The sequence below is a fragment of the Aeromicrobium sp. Leaf245 genome (assembly GCF_942548115.1).
Taxonomy (GTDB): Bacteria; Actinomycetota; Actinomycetes; order Propionibacteriales; family Nocardioidaceae; genus Aeromicrobium.
In genome coordinates this window covers 2,357,577-2,373,977 of sequence record NZ_OW824151.1, presented here as the reverse complement: position 1 = coordinate 2,373,977, position 16,401 = coordinate 2,357,577, and the positions used below count along the sequence as shown (strand labels likewise).

Genomic DNA, 16,401 nt, shown 5'->3' with positions numbered 1-16,401 from the left:
TGGTGACCGTCGGGTCAGTCGATCTGCAGCTCGCCCATCGGTCCCCATCCGTCGACCGGGACCTGGTGGCTGATGATCTGGGGCGTCGAGACCAGCAGGGGGCGCATGGCCTCCAGGCCGGCCGCGAAGTGGTCGCTCGACACGTGCGCCTCGGCGGCGTCGTCCTCGAACCCCTCGACCAGCACGTAGGTGTGCTCGTCCTCGAGGCTGCGGGACCACTCGAAGAAGAGGTTCCCCGACTCGGCGCGCGTGGCCTCGGTGAACGGTCCGACCGCCTCGGGGAACGTCTCGGCGTGCTCGGGTCGCACGGCGAACTTCACGACGATGAGGATCATGGGGGTCCTTTCGGAGGAGGTGGGTCCGGATCGACCCTAGGTCGCGTCGGCGAGGTCCGCAGCCTGCGCGCTCCGGGGGTGCGGTGAGACAGTGGTCGAGTGCGCGCTGCCCTCGTCCTGCTCTCGTTGCTCGCGCTCGCGGGTGCCTGCACGACGGCGCCCGGCGACGACGACCGCCCGAGCGGAGGTACCTTGGGTGGCTCGCTGCCCACCCTCGCGCCGCCTCCCGAGGTCTGGCCCGCGGGGGAGTGGGACCGCGACGAGGCCGGCCGGTGGGACGAGCTCGACGCCGCCGCGGCATCGACCGGCAGCACCTGTGTCGCCGTGGTCGAGGACGGCACGCTCGTCCACCGGTGGACGGCGCCTGGCGCGACGGCGCGCACCGCTGGTCCGGTCTACTCGGTCACCAAGTCCGTCACGGCCCTGCTCGTCGGCATCGCCGTCGACGACGGGCTCCTCTCGCTCGACGACCGGGCGGCCGAGCACGTCCCGCAGTGGCGGGGCGGGCCGTCGGCCGACGTGACGGTCGAGCAGCTGCTGTCCATGACGTCGGGTCGGCGGTGGAGCTACGACGTCGACTACGGGCGGATGATCCGTCGCGAGCCCGACAAGACGGCGTTCTCGCTCGGTGTGGGGCAGGAGCACCCGCCCGGTGAGCACTGGGAGTACGACAACATGGCCGTCCAGGTGCTGGCGGCGGTCCTGTCCTCGGCGACGGGTGGAGACGTCGAGGGCTTCGCGCGGGAGCGACTGCTCGACCCGCTCGGGCTGCGTGACACGACGTGGGACCGCGACCCGTCGGGCGCCACCACCACGTACTCCGGCATCCGCTCGTCCTGCGACGACCTGGCGCGGATCGGCCTGCTCGTGGCCCGTGACGGCCGCTGGGACGGCGGACGGATCGTCTCGGCCGACCTGGTGCAGCGGCTGACGGGCACGTCCTCCAGCGACCTCAACGCCGCGTACGGCGGCCTTTGGTGGATCAACGCCGAGGGCCGGGTGCAGACGATCGAGCGGGCCGCCGGCTTCGGCGCCGACCGGCCGCCCACCACGGGCCGCCTGGCGCCGGACGTGCCGGCCGATGCCCGGTGGGCGATCGGCTACGGCAACCAGATCCTCGCCGTGGTGCCCTCGCGCGACGTCGTCGCGGTGCGCATCGGCGCCCGCCCGTCCTCGCCGGACGACCTCGGTGCAGCCGACCTCACGTCGCGGGTGCTGGCAGGTCTGGCGTGACCAGCCGGACGGGACTCAGTCCCGCAGCTCCTCGGGGACCTCGGGCTCCGCGGCCTGCGCCTCGGCGACCTGACGGTGCACGTCGTCCATGTCGAGGTCGCGCACGGCCTGGATCACCTGGTCCAGCGCGGGCGCCGGCAGGGCACCGGGCTGGCTGAAGACGAGGACGCCGTCGCGGAACGCCATGAGGGTGGGGATCGACGTGATGCCGGCGGCACCGGCGAGCTCCTGCTCGGCCTCGGTGTCGATCTTGCCGAACGTGACGTCCGGGTGCTGGTCGCTGGCGGCGTCGTAGACGGGAGCGAACTGGCGGCACGGGCCACACCAGGAGGCCCACCAGTCCACGAGGGTGATGCCGTCGGTCGTGACGGTCTCCTCGAAGCTCTTGGCGGTGAGGTCGACGGTCGGCATGGTGATCCTCTCGAAGGGTGCGGTACGTCGGTGTCAACAGCCGTGCCCGGGACGACATTCCCTGTGATCCTCGTCCTGTTGCGTCATGAACCTCCCGAAGGGTGCTCTCCCCACCTGTCGCCGCCAGCGGCGGACCAGAGAGGACCGTGGGGGACCAGTGAAGTACGACCGGCCGGTGTGGCAGCTCATGTACGAGTGCGCTGCCGCCATGCCCGATCCCTTCCGCTACGAGGACGTCCACCGCTGGTTCGCTCGTACCTACCCCGAGATCGGGCAGGCGACGATCCGCGCGCACCTGGTCGGCCTGTGCGAGGGGGGACGGCCCAAGCAGGCGCAGTTCGCGAGCCGGGCGCCGATCTTCCGCCGCGTGTCCCGGGGCATGTACGAGGTGATACCGGAGGGTGAGCGCAAGATCGACCCCGACCTGCCGGCCGACGGCGATCCGACGGGCGTGGCCCCGGGGCCGTCGGACGACACCTCGAGCGGGACGGACGATCCCGTGCACGACCGGTTCGTCGCCTCGGCCTTCGACGACGCGACCGTGGTGCGCGCCCCCCGCCCCGGGTCCGACGCGGAGCCTCCGGCCGACCGAGACACCGAGCCGGTCGGCCGAGCCGTCGGCTCGACCTTCGAGGACCTCATCGAGCGCTCAGGCCTGGCCGGTGAGCTGCAGGTGGTGCCCGACCCCACCGCCGAGTCGGCCGACGTGCTCCTGATCGCGAGCGACGGCGAGCGAGTCCTGGTGCCGGCGCCGTCACGCGAGATCTTCCGTTCCGAGGACTTCCAGTCCGCGCGTCTGCGGGCCCAGGCTCGCGGAGCGAGGTGGTACGTGCTGTCGGCCGAGCACGGGCTCCTGGACCCCGCGGAGTGGGTGTCGCCGGACTCACGGGCCCTCGGGGACCTGAGCCCGCAGTTCCGTCAGGTGTGGGCGGAGTGGGTGCTCGTCCGCCTCGAGTCGTTGGAGGGGGCGGTGGACGGACGACGGGTGCACGTCATCGCTCCGCACGCCTACGTCGGCCCCCTCGCGGCCGTGCTGCAGGACGCGGGCGCGGAGGTCAGCGTCGGTGGCCCGGAGCGCTCGGACGACCTGACCGCCGTCCGCGACCGTCCCCGCCCGCCGCTGGCGTCCCAGCCCGATCCGGTGCCGCAGCGAGCACGCGGCGGCTCCGACGCGATGCGTGTCCCCTCGACGACGGACGAGCCGGTTCGCGCGGAGCCGGTGCCGCTCGTGTCGGCAGCCGTCCCCGCCGACCAGGACGACCCACTGCTCGACGACGACGAGGTCTCCGTCGTCGTGCGGCACCTGGGCGACGGCGCCGGCGCCGTGGCGCCCGACCGCCTCGACGCCATCCAGGAGGTGCCGGGTCTCTTCGCCTGGCACGTCGACGCGGACGGGGCGCGGATGTTGAACCGCAGCCTCATGCTCCCGGTCGGTGCCGGCGTCCTGCACGTGGGACACGCGGGCGCGCTCGGGCGCTGGCCCGACGCGGTCCACAGCCTGCGGCACCTGGTCCAGGACGTCCAGCTGCAGGGGCGGTCGCGGAGCTCGATGTTCCGTGCCGGTCTGGCGATCGTCCTGAGCGAGCCCCTGGCGATGAGCTCGCTCGACGACCCGGCCCTCACCGACTGGATGCGTCGGCACCTGCGTGTGGTCACGTGGCCCACGGCCGAGCGCGACAGCATCCACGCCCTCGCGCACCGGGTGGTCGCCGCGCTCGAGCCGCCGCTCAACGTCGACCACCTGCGAGCGGGTGAGATGAGGCGCCGCCTCGCCGAGCTGCGCCGCCGGCACGGCTGAGTCAGTCGCGCGGGGTCCACGTCCGACCGTCGTCGAGCCGCCGAACACTACCTCTCGGTAGGGGTGCTGCTCGCGCAAACATGAGGATACCCTCATGAGATGGACGACACGATCTTCGACTACGAGACCACGGACGTCGCGGCCGGTCGCGCCCGCTTCCCGCGCCGACCCCTGCGCGCCACCACGGCCCACGACCGTCTCGACCTCGGCACGCGGGTGCGCCGCGACGCGACGGACTTCGCCTGCCACGCCTGGGACGAGTCCGGCCGACTCTGAGCACCGCCCCCGTCGAGGGGCCCCGGACGTGACACGGCCCCGCCGAGCCTTCGCTCGACGGGGCCGTGATGCGCCGTGATCAGTCCAGCGGGCGGATGTTGGCCGCCTGCAGACCCTTCTGGCCCTGCTCGACGTCGAACTCGACCTTCTGGTTCTCGTTGAGCGAGCGGTAGCCGCTCGTCTGGATCGCGCTGAAGTGTGCGAACACGTCCTCGCTGCCGTCGTCGGGGGCGATGAAGCCGAAGCCCTTGTCGGCGTTGAACCACTTGACCGTTCCTGTTGCCATTCTTCAACTACTCCTTCGGGTGCGTCCGCGACCGTCGCGGGCGCGTCGTCCGTCGTCTCACCCGCTGGGAGCAGCCCAGGGCACGAGGACCCCGAGGTGCCGGCACGGCCGGATCCAACGACAACGCATCCAGCCTAGGTCACGGAGCAGGGCGCGGCGAGGGTCCGTGTCGGCGCGTCGGTCAGCGGGGATTGCCGTACAGCGCGACGGCGTAGTAGCGGTCGTCGGCGTCCCGATAGGCGCCGATGCCGACGTAGCGGTGCCCTGACCCGATCTGGTTGCGCTGGTGGCCGGAGGAGCGGACCCAGGCGTTGACGGTGGCGGTGCCGGTCGGGTAGTTGCGCGCCAGGTTCTCGCCGATGCCGTCGAGGTTGCAGCGCTTCATGATCGTCGTGAGCTGCGACGAGGGCCGGTGCTGGAGGCTCTTCTTCTGGGTGGCCAGGTACTTCGCCCACGAGTTGGCGTAGGTGTCGAGGCAGGTCTGGAGCTTCAGGGCGACCCGGCCGTTGTCGGCGCGCACGGCGTTGGTGCGGTCGAGGACCTGCTTCTGGTAGGTCGGTGACCCGATGTACGCGTGGGCCGCGACGGTGGTGACGGCGAGCAGGACGGCCGTGAGGCCGCCCACGAGCAACGTGCGCATGCAAGGTTCCTGTCGGTCATGCCCCTGGAGACGGCGCGTCCGGCCGCACCCGCGCCACTCTGCCAGGTCCTTCGGACGCGTGTGCCCCTGTCTCACGGAGTGGCCCGAAAGAACTAGTTCGTTAGTACTAGGCGTCTCGAAAGTCAAGACTGCCGTTGCTCTCAGCAACCGCTTAGGTTGGTCGGCATCGTGCCTCGCCCGACCCATCCGGTCGGCGGGGCCTGTGGGCGGTCGATCGACTGCCCTCACCACACCATGTCCTAGGGGGGACCACGTGAAGCGTGTCACGTCAGGCATTCTGGGCCTCGGACTCGCGGCATCGCTCGGACTCACGTTCGCGGCGCCGACGAATGCGGCCCAAGCACCACCGACGGGGGGAGCGGACCGGATCCAGAAGGATCACGACCTGCCCAACCCCATCGAGGACAAGCGCCGCGAGCTGCGTGAGCAGGCCGTCAAGGCCGTGATCAACGGCGACGCCGAGCCCGTGGAGAAGAACGGCAGCACGGTCGTCAAGGTCGGCAAGGCCGCCAGCCCGGCCGACGCGGCCGCCATGAGGAACAAGAAGGCCTCGGCCAGGACCAAGGCGAAGGCGGCGAAGGGCAAGCAGAAGGACCAGTACGTCGAGCTCTCCCAGGAGCGCGCCGACAAGGTCTTCGTCATCCTCGCCGAGTTCGGCGACGAGCGTCACCCCGACTACCCCGACGGCGACACGGACCCGGACACCGCTGGTCCGGAGAAGTTCGACGGCCCCCTGCACAACCAGATCGAGGAGCCGGACCGCACGAAGGACAACTCGTCGGTCTGGCAGGAGGACTACGACCGCAAGCACTACCAGGACCTCTACTTCAAGACCGGGAAGAACGTCGAGTCGGTCAAGACGTACTACGAGAAGCAGTCCTCGGGTCGCTACACGGTCGACGGGACCGTCTCGGACTGGGTGAAGGTGAAGTACAACACCGCTCGCTACGGTCGCGACGACGCCTCGACGTGGAACCTCATCCAGGACGCGACGACCCAGTGGGTCGCCGACCAGAAGAAGGCCGGCAAGACCGCCGCGCAGATCAAGAAGCAGCTGGCGCAGTACGACGTCTACGACCGCTACGACTTCGACGGCGACGGCGACTTCAACGAGCCCGACGGCTACATCGACCACTTCCAGATCGTGCACGCGGGTGCAGGCGAGGAGGACGGCGACTCCACGCACGGCGAGGACGCGATCTGGTCGCACCGTTGGTACGCGTTCCTCACCGACCAGGGCGTCACCGGCCCGTCGCAGAACCAGCTCGGTGGAACCCAGATCGCCGACACCGGCCTCTGGATCGGTGACTACACCGTCCAGCCCGAGAACGGCGGGCTCTCGGTCTTCGTCCACGAGTACGGCCACGACCTGGGCCTGCCGGACGCCTACAGCACGGCCGGCGGCGACAACAGCAACGAGTTCTGGACGCTCATGGCTCAGTCCCGGCTCAACGCCAAGGGTGAGGCCCTCGGCGAGCGTGCCGGTGACCTCGGTGCGTGGGAGAAGCTGCAGCTCGGCTGGCTCGACCACGAGGTGATCGCCACCAAGGAGAAGCGCACGCTGGAGCTCGGGCCGCAGGAGTACAACTCGGCGAAGCCTCAGGGTGCCGTGGTGGTCCTGCCCAAGAAGGAGGTCACGCGCGAGCTCGGCGCACCGGCCTCGGGCTCGAAGCAGTTCTACTCCGGTTCCGGCGACGACCTGGCGAACGCGATGAGCACGGAGGTCTCCATCCCCGCCGGCAGCAGCAGTGCCGCGCTGAAGGCGAAGGTGCGCTACGAGATCGAGGAGGGCTACGACTACGCCTACGTGCAGGCCTCCACCGACGGTGGCTCCACCTGGACGGCCCTCGACGGCACCATCGGTGGGGCCCCGATCGGGGACGACACCTCCGGACGTCCCGGGATCGACGGGAAGCAGGAGAGCTGGGCCGACCTCGTCGTCCCGCTCGACGCCTACGTCGGCAAGACCGTGCAGCTGCGCGTGTTCTACAAGACGGACGGCGGCCTGGCGCTGCCCGGCCTGTTCGTCGACGACGTGTCGGTCACGGCCGGTGGCACCGAGCTGCTGAGCGACGACGCCGAGGACGGCGGCGAGGCCTGGACGTTCGACGGCTTCTCGATCGTGGGCGCCTCCACGACCGACGAGTACGACAACTACTACGTCATGGGCCACCGGTCGTACGTCTCGTACGACCGGTACCTCAAGACGGGGCCGTACAACTTCGGCTTCGCCACGACGAAGCCCGACTGGGTGGAGCACTACGCCTACCAGACGGGTCTGCTGATCTCGTACTGGGACACGTCGCAGGCCGACAACAACACCATCACCCACCCGGGTGAGGGGCGGAACCTGCCGATCGACGCGCGACCGCGCCCGATCACCGACATGTCCACCGGCAAGCCGTGGCGCGCCCGCGTCCAGGTCTACGACGCGCCGTTCTCGACGCGCAAGGCCGACTCCATGACCCTGCACACGAACGGCAAGCCCAGCTACATCCGTGGCCAGGCGGCGGCACCGCTGTTCGACGACACCAAGAAGTACTTCTACGAGGAGGCTCCGCAGCACGGCGTCAAGCTGCCGGCTGCTGGTGTCAAGGTGCGGGTGCTGTCCGAGAAGGGCACGTCCATGAAGGTCCGGTTCAACTGACGCGGCGCGTCAGCTGAGAGGTCGGAGCTTCCCCTGATCGGAAGGGGCGCGTACCAGGGGGGTGCGCGCCCCTTCCTCATGTCCGCAGGCGGTTGGGTCCTGCCTCCCGGGGATCACCTGGACCGCAGGACATCGTCCACGGCGCCGGGCGCTCCGCCGAACTCGTCGGCGACCTCTCCGGCGACCTCCTCGGGGTCGCCGGCCGGGTGGCCGTCCTCGTCGAGTCCGGCGTCGGCGTCGCGCAGGGCACGATGCGCGGTGGAGAGGACCAGGGCCGCGGCGAGCACGGCCACGGCGGCCACTGCGAACGGCACGTGCACCGAGGTGGCCGCGACGAGTCGGCCTGCGGCGAAGGGAGCGAGACCGCCGCCGATGAAGCGGACGAAGCCGTAGGCGGCGGAGGCCACCGGCCGCTCGACCGGCGAGATCGTCATGACGGCCTGCGTCATCAGGGTGTTGTTGATGCCGATGAAGATGCCCGCCGCCACCACGCAGCCGACCATGAGTCTCTGGTCGGTGGGGTCGACCGCCATCAGGGCCAGGTCGACCGCGAACAGCGTGAACGCCACGTAGAGCGAGACGGACGTGCCGAGGTGGCGCTGCAGCCACGGCGCCCCGACCACCGAGAAGAAGGCCACCAGCACGCCCCAGGCGAAGAACACCCATCCGAGCTGGGTGATCGAGAGTGCCATCGGGAAGGGGGCGTACCCGAGCATCGTGAAGAAGCCCCAGTTGTAGAGCAGGGCCGCGACGCTCATCGTGGCCAGCCCGCGGTGACGCAACGCCCTCAGCGGGGCCGATAGAGGTGTCGTGTGGTCGGGCCTGGGGGTGGAGGGCAGGAGCACGACGGTCGCGACGAGGGCGATCGACATGAGGACGGCCACGCCGTAGAACGGACCGCGCCAGCTGATGTTGCCGAGCGTCCCGCCGACGAGGGGGCCCGCGGCGATGCCGAGACCGAGCGCCGCCTCGTACAGGATGATCGCGCCGGCGAACCCACCCCGGGCACTCGAGACGATCGCGGCGAGCGACGTCGCGATGAAGAGCGCGTTGCCCAGGCCCCAACCGGCGCGGAAGGCGACGATGCCCTCGATGCTGCCGCTGGACCCCGCGAGGGCGGCGAACACGACGATGATGGCCAGGCCGACGACGAGCGTCCGCTTGGCGCCGAAGCGGCTCGACACGGCGTTCGTGACGAGCATGGCGACGGCGGTCACGACGAGGTAGCTGGTGAACAGGAGCGTCACCTGGCTCTCCGTGGCGTCGAGCTGCTCCTTGAGCGCGGGCAGGATGGGGTCCACCAGGCCGATCCCCATGAAGGAGATCACGCAGGCGAAGGCGACGGCGTACACGGCCTTCGGCTGGCCGAGCAGGCTCGATCGGGCTCCGTCGTGTCCGCTGGTGTCGGTGGCGCGGTCAGTGGGGCTGTTCATGGTCCTCCTGGGTGAGCTCGACGATCGCGTCGACGGCGGCATCGAGCGCCGCGAGCTGGTCGGGTGGGAGACGGGCGACCCGGGCGGCGACGATCGCGTCCTGCTGTCGACGGCGCTCCGCCAGGGCGTCACGCCCGGCGTCGGTGACCGCCACGAGCGTCGCTCGGCGGTCGCTGGGGTCGGACGTGCGGCTGACGAGGCCCGAGGCCTCGAGACGCTGGACGAGCCCGGTCATCGCCGGCTGGCCGACGGCCTCGAGCCGGGTCAGGTCCGAGATGCGGGACGGTCCGCGCCGTTCGAGCGCGGAGAGCGTCCCGGCGGCCGTGCGGCTGAGGCGGTGGGAGGCGGTCTCGCGGGAGACCACCGAGACCAGCTCGCGCAGGGCCTGGGCCAGTCGCGTGACATCCGGTTGCGTCATGCAACCAAATGTATCAGGGCCTGATATTCATCGGTCGCGGGAGGTCATCGCCGCGACACGCGTCCGGCGAGCAGGCCGACGAGCACCACAGCGAGGGTCCACAGGACCCCGGCGAGCGGCAGGGCCAGCACCAGCAGCAGGCACCCTGCGGCCCCGAGCCGCGCCAGCATCCGCAGGGCTGCGCGGCGTCGACGGCCGGGCGCTCCGGCCGGGAGCCCGTGACCGTCCAGGGTGAGGGCCGAGGCGTTGGTGAGCGCGTAGTAGACGAGCACGCACCCGCTCGAGGCGGCGACGGCCTCGACCGCACCGACGAACGGCAGCGCCGCCACGACGACGAGGCTCACCGCGACCTGGGCCGAGGCAGGGACGCCACGGGAGGACTCGCGCGCCAGACGCGCCGGTAGGTGGCGGTCGCGGGACATCGCGAGCACGGTCCGACTGACCCCGCCCAGCAGGGAGAGCAGGGCCCCGCCCGCGGCCACCACGGCGGTCGCGGCCACGACGGTGGAGAGCGCAGGATGGCCGAGCGTGTCGACGGCGTCGGCGAGGGCACGGTCGCTCGCGGAGGCGACGTCGGCGGGCAGCGTGCGCGAGACGGCCAGGGCGACGAGCAGGTAGAGCGCCGTGACCAGGACGAACGAGACCGCCACGGCGCGCGGGATGGTGCGCTCGGGGTCGCGGACCTCCTCGCCGAGGGTGGCCAGCCGGGCGTAGCCGGCGAAGGCGAAGAACAGCAGGGCGGCGGCCTGGACCACGTCGAGCCCGTCGGTGGGCGGGGCCGGCGCGACGACGGCGCCTCGTTCGAGGAGCAGCAGGACCGAGCCGCCGACCACGATCACGACCAGCGCCGCCGAGGCGGTCAGCGCGTCGGCGGACCGCCGGGCGCCGGCGAGGTCGACGAGCGTGAGGATCACGACGGCGAGGATCGCCGCCGACGTGGCGTGACCGGGCCAGAGGTGCGCGCCGACTGCCAGCGCCATGGCCGCGCACGAGGCGGTCTTGCCGACCACGAAGACCCAGCCGGCCAGGTGGCCCCAGGTGGGGCCGAGGCGCTCACGGGCGAACACGTAGGTGCCGCCGGCGGCGGGCATGCGCCGAGCCAGCCTGGCCGACGCGGTGGCGTTGAGCCCGGCGACCATCGCCGCGAGCAGCACGGCCGGCACGGCGGCGGCGCCCGCGCGCCCCACGACGGGTCCGACGGCCACGAAGATGCCGGCGCCCAGCATGGAGCCGGCGCCGAGGCCGGTCGCCCGGACAGGGCCGAGGACCCGCGCCAGCGCCACGGCTCAGACGTCGTAGTCGACGACGAGCGGCGCGTGGTCGGAGAACCGCTCCGCGTACGTGGGGGCCCGGTCGACCCGGGCGGCGACCGCGGTGGCGGCCAGCTCGGGCGTGGCCAGCTGGTAGTCGATGCGCCAGCCGGTGTCGTTGTCGAAGGCCTGGCCCCGCCACGACCACCAGGTGTACGGGCCGTCCACGTCGCCGGCGTGGGCGCGCGCCACGTCGACCCACCCGAGGTCGTCACGGACGCGGTCCAGGTAGGCGCGCTCCTCGGGCAGGAAGCCGGCCTTCTTGAGGTTGCCGCGCCAGTTCTTGATGTCCCGCTCCGTGTGCCCGACGTTGAAGTCGCCCGTCACGACCGCGTGGTCGGCGTGCTCGCGCAGCTCGGCGAGGCGCACCAGCAGCTGGTCGAGGAAGCGGTACTTGTCGTCCTGGCTCGGGGTGCCCACGCCACCGGAGTGCACGTAGGCCGAGACCACGGTGAGCAGGCTGCCGTCGTCGAGGACCACGTCGGACTCGATCCAGCGTCCGGCGTCGTCGAAGGACGGGTCGCCGTGCCCCACGCGGTGCGCCTTCGGCTCGGTGCGGCTGAGCACGGCCACGCCGGCGCGGCCCTTCGCGGCAGCCTCGGCGTGCACGACGTGGAAGCCGCTGTCGGCCATCAGGTCGTGGACGAGGGCGTCGGGCGCGCGGACCTCCTGCAGCGTGACGACGTCGGCCTCGACGGCGTCGAGCCAGGGACCCATGCCCCGGCGGAGAGCGGCACGGATGCCGTTGACGTTGACGGTGGCGATGCGGAGCACGCGAGCCACCCTACGAGTGGCCTCCGACGTCGGCGGAAGCCGGTGGAGTGCCGGTGCCGACGGGTGCGGTGGGCTCGTGCGGGGCGTCGACGGCGTCGATGATCCAGGCCAGCTCCCACGCACGCTCGTGCCACGCGGCGTAGCGTCCGCTCACCCCGCCGTGACCGGCGTGCATCTCGGTCTTGAGCAGGGGCGGCGTGCTGCCGGTGGAGAGCTCGCGCAGCCGCGCCACCCACTTGGCCGGCTCGACGTAGAGCACGCGGGTGTCGTTGAGGCTCGTGACCGCGAGGACCGGGGGATAGTCGGCGGCGCGCACGTTCTCGTAGGGCGAGTAGGACTTCATGTACGCGTACACGTCGGGGTCGTGCAGGGGATTGCCCCACTCGTCCCACTCGATCACGGTCAGCGGCAGGCTGGGGTCGAGGATGGTGGTGAGGGCGTCGACGAACGGCACCTCCGCGACGACCGCACCGAACGCGTCGGGTGCGAGGTTGAGCGCGGCGCCGACGAGCAGGCCACCGGCGCTGCCTCCTTCGGCCACGAGACGCTCGGCGCTGGTCCACCCCTCGGTCACGAGGTGGCGCGCCGCGGCGACGAAGTCGGAGAACGTGTTCTTCTTGTGCACCAGCTTGCCCTGGTCGTACCAGGCGCGGCCGAGCTCGCCGCCCCCGCGCACGTGCGCGATGGCGAAGACGAAGCCACGGTCGAGCAGCGACAGACGAGGGATCGACAGCCCCGGATCCATGCTGATCTCGTACGAGCCGTAGCCGTAGAGGAGGGCGGGCGCCGACCCGTCGCGAGGGGTGTCGGCCCGGGCCACGAGCGAGATCGGCACGCGCGTGCCGTCGTCGGCGACGGCCCAGGTGCGGTGCTGCACGTAGTCGGCCGGGTCGTAGCCCCCGAGGACGGTCTGCTGCTTGCGGACCACGAGCTCCCCGGTGTCGACCACGTAGTCGAGCACCGTGCTGGGGGTGACCAACGAGCCCATGCCCAACCGGATCACGGGCTGGTCCCACTCGGCGTTCCCGCCGACGCCGGCGGTGAACAGCTCCTCGCCGAAGTCGATCTCGGTGAGCTCCCCGACGCCGTCGGCACCGAGGGGGGCGACCGCCACGCGCGTCATGGCGGCGCGTCGGTAGGAGAGCACGAGGGTCTTCGCGAACACGTCGACCGCCTCGAGCCGGGTCCCCGGCGTGTGGGGGACGACCACGTCGGGCCGGCTCGTCGGGGCGTCGACGGGCACGGAGCCCAGCTCGAAGTCCTCGGCGTCGTCGTTGTGCAGCACGAGGAAGACGTCGTGGTCGCCCAGCACCGCGTGCTCGAGGGAGTACTCGACGCCGTCGCGGCGGGGGATCACCACGCGGAACTCGCCCGTGGGGTCGTCGGCCTCGAGCACGAGCACCTCGCTCGTGATCTTCGACGAGGCACCGATGACCAGGTAGCGCTCGGACTGCGTGCGTCCGACGCCGGTGAAGAACCGCTCGTCGGTCTCCTCGTGCACGAGCACGTCGGAGGCGTCGGTGCCGAGCCGGTGCCGCCACACCCGGTGGGGGCGCCACGCGTCGTCCACGGTCGTGTAGAAGAGGTGGCTCCCGTCGGCCGACCAGGTGACCCCGCCGCTCGTCCCGGGGATCTCGTCGGGCAGGACCTCACCGGTGCGCAGGTCCTTGACGCGGATCGTGTAGCGCTCGTCGCCGACCACGTCGACCGACCACGCGAGGAGGTTCTCGTCGTCGCTGAGCGAGAACCCGCCGAGGGAGAAGAACTCGTGCCCCTCCGCCTCGACGTTGGAGTCGAGCAGGACCTCCTCGCCCGGGACGGGGACCCCGGGGACCAGGACCGGCGGGTCCCAGTCGTCGGGGGACTCCACCCGGGTGCGGCAGCGGATCGCGTACTGGCTGCCCTCGGAGGTGCGTGAGTAGTACCACCACTGACCGTGCCGCACGGGCACCGAGAGGTCGGTCTCGAGGGTGCGGGTGCGGATCTCCTCGAACAGCCGCGCGCGCAGGTCGGCGAGGTGGGCCGTGCGAGCCTCGGCGTAGTCGTTCTCGGCCTCGAGGTGCGCGATCGTGCGCGGATCGTCCTTGTCGCGCAACCACTCGTAGTCGTCCTCGACGGAGTCGCCGTGGTGGCTGCGGGTGATCGGGTGCTTCGCGGCGACCGGGGGATGGGACGAGGAGGTCATGCGGTGACGCTATCGCCCGGTTCCACGGGAGGCACGGAGACGTGGTCGGGCAGGTCCGCCGCGACCTCCGCGTCCGCGAGCTCGTCGGGGCGACGCGGGCGGGTCGGCCCCTCGTGCCCGGGGGAGAGGTCGGGATCGTCGGCCGCGAAGGTGTGCACCGGCCCCGGTCCGGTGAGCCGGGTCTCGAACCGGACGGTGACCCGGCCCAGCCCGCCACCCCAGACCCATCCGTCGCCGTGGGTGCGGTGGTGGACGTCGTTGCCGGGGCTCCAGCTGACCGGTGGAGGCGGCGCGACGTCGGCGGCGTCGGGCTGCTCGGAGGGAGGGAGGTCGATCGGCTCGTCCTCCTCGAAGAGGTCGTCCTGCACCCAGTCGGCGAGGCCACTGATGCCGACGCCGACGAGCCGCAGCCCGCCGGAGAGGTCGGTGCTGGCGAGCAGTGCCAGTGCGCTGCGGGCCAGCAGGCCGGGGGAGTCGGTGGGCCCGGGAAGCGTCGTGGACCGGGTGTGGGTCTCGAAGTCGTGGTAGCGGATCTTGAGGGTGACGGTGCGCCCCGACAGGTGTCCGCGGCGGAGGCGGTCGGCCACGCGACGGGCCATCGTCTCGACGACACGTTCCAGCCGGGCGCGATCGGTGACGTCGTCGGGGAAGGTGTCCTCCACGCTGATCGACTTGGCCTCCCGCTCGGCCACCACGGGGCGGTCGTCGTCGGCCCACGAGAGTCGTGCGAGCGAGCGCCCCGAGGCCGAGCCGAGCAGACGGACCAGCTCGTCCTCGTCGCGCGACCGGAGCTCGTCGACCGTGGAGACGCCGGTGCGCCGCAGCCGCTCGGCGGTGGCCGGTCCGACGCCGGGGATGGCGGTGACCTGCATGGGTCCCAGCAGCTCCAGCTCGGTCCCCGGCGCCACGACGAAGAGGCCGTCGGGCTTGCGGATCTCGCTCGCGATCTTGGCCATCAGCTTCGAGGAGGCGACGCCCACCGAGGCGGTGAGCCCGTGCGTGAGGTCCTCGATGTCGGCCCGGAGCGCCTCGACCCGGGCGAGCAGGGCGTCGGGGTCGGGGTCGTGGTCGGGCCCGGCGGCGAGGTCGACGAAGGCCTCGTCGAGCGACAGCGGCTCGACGAGGGGCGACTCCTGCCGTAGGCGGGCCATGACGAGGGCGCTCGCCTCGCGGTAGGCGTCGAAGCGGCCGCTGAGGAAGGCTGCGTGCGGACAGCGCGACCGGGCCTCGGCCATGCGCATCGCCGACCGCACGCCGTGCACGCGCGCCTCGTAGGAGGCGGTCGAGACGACGCCCCGGTGCCCGATCCCGCCCACGATGACCGGCTTGCCGCGCAGCGACGGCTTGTCGCGCTGCTCCACCGAGGCGAAGAACGCGTCGAGGTCGAGGTGGAGCACCGAGGCCGTGGACCGCATCGGCCCATTGTGCGTGCCTTCGCCGACGGTCCGCGCGTCCACAGCCCGCGGCCCCGCCGGCGGCGGCTGTCCACAGGTCCGCCGCAGGCTCTGTCGGGCCGCGCGACGGAGCGTGAGTGTGGAGACATGACGACTGCACCCGTGTTCACGGCCCACGACGTGGGCGACCTGTTCAACCTGCTGCCGACCGTGTTCGGCTTCATGCCCGAGGAGTCGATCTGCGCGATCGCCACGTCCGGGCCACGCGAGCGGTTCGGCTTCCGCATGCGCGTCGACCTGCCCCACGACGCGGAGCACGTCCCCCAGCTGGCCCGCTTCGTGGCGGGCCACCTGCGCAACAACGGTGCCGAGGGCGCCATCGTGCTCGTCGTCTCGGGTCGACGCGAGGCCGCCGGCGAGGCGGCGTGGGCGGTCGAGCGGGCTCTCGGGACGGTTCGCCCCGTCGTCACGGCCTGGACCGACACGCAGCGGTACTGGACGACCTTCGACGACGATCCGAGGGAGGGGACCCCTCTGGAGCTGAGCGACCACCACCCGGGTGTCGTCAGTGCCGTCGTCGCGGGTCAGGAGATCCTTCCGGACCGGGCCACGCTGGAGCGGCGGTGGCTTCCCGCCGACGGGCCGCGGTGCGGTTGGCTGGCCTCGCAGGTGCTGGAGGTGGAACGCGACATCGTCCGGCAGTCGTGGACGCGCTCCGGGGCGCAAGTCGGCGACGCCGGCATCGACGAGGTCCTCCAGGTCGTCGGCCTCCTCGAGGACGGTGCGCGACCCGACGACCTGGCCCTCCTGCGCTCCTGCGTCTGGCTCACCCACCACGCGGTGCGCGACCGGCTCTGGCCGCTGTACTCCCGGGACGAGGCGGAACGGGTCCTGCCGGCGTGGCGCGAGCTCGCCCGCCAGGCGCCGTCGGCGTACGCCGCGGTCCCGTACACGGTGGCCGCCTACCTCGCCTACCTGGTGGGCGACGGCGCCCAGGCCATGATGGGCCTCGAGCACGCGCGCGCCGCCGACCCCTGCTTCGACATGGCCGAGAGCCTCCAGCGCGCCCTCGTCGCGGGCCTGCACCCGGACCGGTTGCACCACCTGGTGAGCGGTGCGGCCCTGGCCGAGCTGGCCGAGACGACACGTCCGCGGCCCGACGCGACCTGACCGTCGACCTCGCGACACCGGGACGGACACGTCCGCCTGGAGAGGCGTGCGTTCGGTGAGGCGCGCGACC

Annotated in this window: 15 protein-coding genes; 5 read left to right on the top strand and 10 right to left on the bottom strand. The window is 71.9% G+C overall.

The features are described 5' to 3' along the window. Positions 1 to 14: 14 nt before the first annotated feature. Complete coding sequence (locus NBW76_RS11680; RefSeq protein ID WP_055967767.1) at positions 15 to 335, bottom strand: putative quinol monooxygenase; 321 nt, start codon at positions 333 to 335, stop codon at positions 15 to 17. 99 nt (positions 336 to 434) lie between these two features. On the opposite strand from NBW76_RS11680, the gene NBW76_RS11675 reads away from it, so the two are divergent. Next, positions 435 to 1,568 carry a serine hydrolase gene (locus NBW76_RS11675; RefSeq protein ID WP_055967771.1) on the top strand — a complete coding sequence of 378 codons (1,134 nt, stop codon included), beginning with the start codon at positions 435 to 437 and terminating at the stop codon, positions 1,566 to 1,568. Between the two features lie 15 nt (positions 1,569 to 1,583). Here the strand turns inward: NBW76_RS11675 and NBW76_RS11670 are convergent, their stop codons facing one another. Further along, entirely contained in the window at positions 1,584 to 1,979 is a 396-nt protein-coding gene (locus NBW76_RS11670; protein ID WP_055967775.1) for a co-chaperone YbbN, read from the bottom strand. A gap of 208 nt (positions 1,980 to 2,187) precedes the next feature. Here NBW76_RS11670 and NBW76_RS11665 point away from each other — a divergent pair, with 208 nt between their 5' ends. Together NBW76_RS11665 and NBW76_RS11660 are read left to right on the top strand one after the other, a co-directional pair. After that, positions 2,188 to 3,777 (top strand): DUF6884 domain-containing protein, encoded by a 1,590-nt coding sequence (locus tag NBW76_RS11665; protein ID WP_156364777.1) that lies wholly within the window; start codon positions 2,188 to 2,190, stop codon positions 3,775 to 3,777. Positions 3,778 to 3,876: 99 nt separating this feature from the next. After that, positions 3,877 to 4,053, top strand: a complete 177-nt coding sequence (locus NBW76_RS11660) for a hypothetical protein (RefSeq protein ID WP_156364778.1) — start codon at positions 3,877 to 3,879, stop codon at positions 4,051 to 4,053. Between the two features lie 79 nt (positions 4,054 to 4,132). Here the strand turns inward: NBW76_RS11660 and NBW76_RS11655 are convergent, their stop codons facing one another. Next, positions 4,133 to 4,339, bottom strand: coding sequence for a cold-shock protein (locus NBW76_RS11655; RefSeq protein WP_055967782.1), 207 nt, complete (start codon positions 4,337 to 4,339; stop codon positions 4,133 to 4,135). 181 nt (positions 4,340 to 4,520) lie between these two features. Continuing rightward, a complete protein-coding gene (locus tag NBW76_RS11650) occupies positions 4,521 to 4,979 on the bottom strand; it encodes a CAP domain-containing protein (protein ID WP_055967785.1) in 459 nt (152 codons plus the stop codon). A gap of 274 nt (positions 4,980 to 5,253) precedes the next feature. On the opposite strand from NBW76_RS11650, the gene NBW76_RS11645 reads away from it, so the two are divergent. Next, the gene (locus tag NBW76_RS11645) at positions 5,254 to 7,647 is read left to right on the top strand and encodes an immune inhibitor A domain-containing protein (RefSeq protein WP_055967788.1); all 2,394 of its coding nucleotides are present in this window, start codon (positions 5,254 to 5,256) and stop codon (positions 7,645 to 7,647) included. A gap of 113 nt (positions 7,648 to 7,760) precedes the next feature. Here NBW76_RS11645 and NBW76_RS11640 read toward each other — a convergent pair whose 3' ends face one another. The 6 genes from NBW76_RS11640 to NBW76_RS11615 are packed head-to-tail and all read right to left on the bottom strand — an operon-like array spanning position 7,761 to position 15,182. Beyond that, a complete protein-coding gene (locus NBW76_RS11640) occupies positions 7,761 to 9,080 on the bottom strand; it encodes an MFS transporter (protein WP_055967791.1) in 1,320 nt (439 codons plus the stop codon). Next, complete coding sequence (locus NBW76_RS11635) at positions 9,064 to 9,498, bottom strand: MarR family winged helix-turn-helix transcriptional regulator (protein ID WP_056554434.1); 435 nt, start codon at positions 9,496 to 9,498, stop codon at positions 9,064 to 9,066. The genes NBW76_RS11640 and NBW76_RS11635 overlap by 17 nt, the downstream gene beginning before the upstream one ends. Positions 9,499 to 9,542: 44 nt before the next feature. After that, entirely contained in the window at positions 9,543 to 10,781 is a 1,239-nt protein-coding gene (locus tag NBW76_RS11630; protein WP_235492956.1) for an APC family permease, read from the bottom strand. Positions 10,782 to 10,784: 3 nt separating this feature from the next. Beyond that, a complete protein-coding gene (locus NBW76_RS11625; protein ID WP_200914541.1) occupies positions 10,785 to 11,582 on the bottom strand; it encodes an exodeoxyribonuclease III in 798 nt (265 codons plus the stop codon). 10 nt (positions 11,583 to 11,592) lie between these two features. Continuing rightward, a complete protein-coding gene (locus NBW76_RS11620; protein WP_082481908.1) occupies positions 11,593 to 13,767 on the bottom strand; it encodes a S9 family peptidase in 2,175 nt (724 codons plus the stop codon). After that, positions 13,764 to 15,182, bottom strand: coding sequence for a DNA polymerase IV (locus NBW76_RS11615; RefSeq protein ID WP_082480813.1), 1,419 nt, complete (start codon positions 15,180 to 15,182; stop codon positions 13,764 to 13,766). The genes NBW76_RS11620 and NBW76_RS11615 overlap by 4 nt, the downstream gene beginning before the upstream one ends. Positions 15,183 to 15,308: 126 nt before the next feature. Between NBW76_RS11615 and NBW76_RS11610 the strand changes: the two genes are divergently transcribed. Then, positions 15,309 to 16,331: a DUF4192 domain-containing protein gene (locus tag NBW76_RS11610; protein WP_082481909.1), complete on the top strand. Its 1,023-nt coding sequence runs from the start codon at positions 15,309 to 15,311 to the stop codon at positions 16,329 to 16,331. Positions 16,332 to 16,401: the final 70 nt, after the last annotated feature.

Bases quoted from the DNA above. Each gene is read 5' to 3' on its own strand.
- NBW76_RS11680 (WP_055967767.1), bottom strand. From the start codon at position 335: ATGATCCTCATCGTCGTGAAGTTCGCCGTGCGACCCGAGCACGCCGAG.
- NBW76_RS11670 (WP_055967775.1), bottom strand. From the start codon at position 1,979: ATGCCGACCGTCGACCTCACCGCCAAGAGCTTCGAGGAGACCGTCACG.
- NBW76_RS11665 (WP_156364777.1), top strand. From the start codon at position 2,188: ATGCCCGATCCCTTCCGCTACGAGGACGTCCACCGCTGGTTCGCTCGT.
- NBW76_RS11660 (WP_156364778.1), top strand. From the start codon at position 3,877: ATGGACGACACGATCTTCGACTACGAGACCACGGACGTCGCGGCCGGT.
- NBW76_RS11655 (WP_055967782.1), bottom strand. From the start codon at position 4,339: ATGGCAACAGGAACGGTCAAGTGGTTCAACGCCGACAAGGGCTTCGGC.
- NBW76_RS11650 (WP_055967785.1), bottom strand. From the start codon at position 4,979: ATGCGCACGTTGCTCGTGGGCGGCCTCACGGCCGTCCTGCTCGCCGTC.
- NBW76_RS11640 (WP_055967791.1), bottom strand. From the start codon at position 9,080: ATGAACAGCCCCACTGACCGCGCCACCGACACCAGCGGACACGACGGA.
- NBW76_RS11635 (WP_056554434.1), bottom strand. From the start codon at position 9,498: ATGACGCAACCGGATGTCACGCGACTGGCCCAGGCCCTGCGCGAGCTG.
- NBW76_RS11620 (WP_082481908.1), bottom strand. From the start codon at position 13,767: ATGACCTCCTCGTCCCATCCCCCGGTCGCCGCGAAGCACCCGATCACC.
- NBW76_RS11615 (WP_082480813.1), bottom strand. From the start codon at position 15,182: ATGCGGTCCACGGCCTCGGTGCTCCACCTCGACCTCGACGCGTTCTTC.
- NBW76_RS11610 (WP_082481909.1), top strand. From the start codon at position 15,309: ATGACGACTGCACCCGTGTTCACGGCCCACGACGTGGGCGACCTGTTC.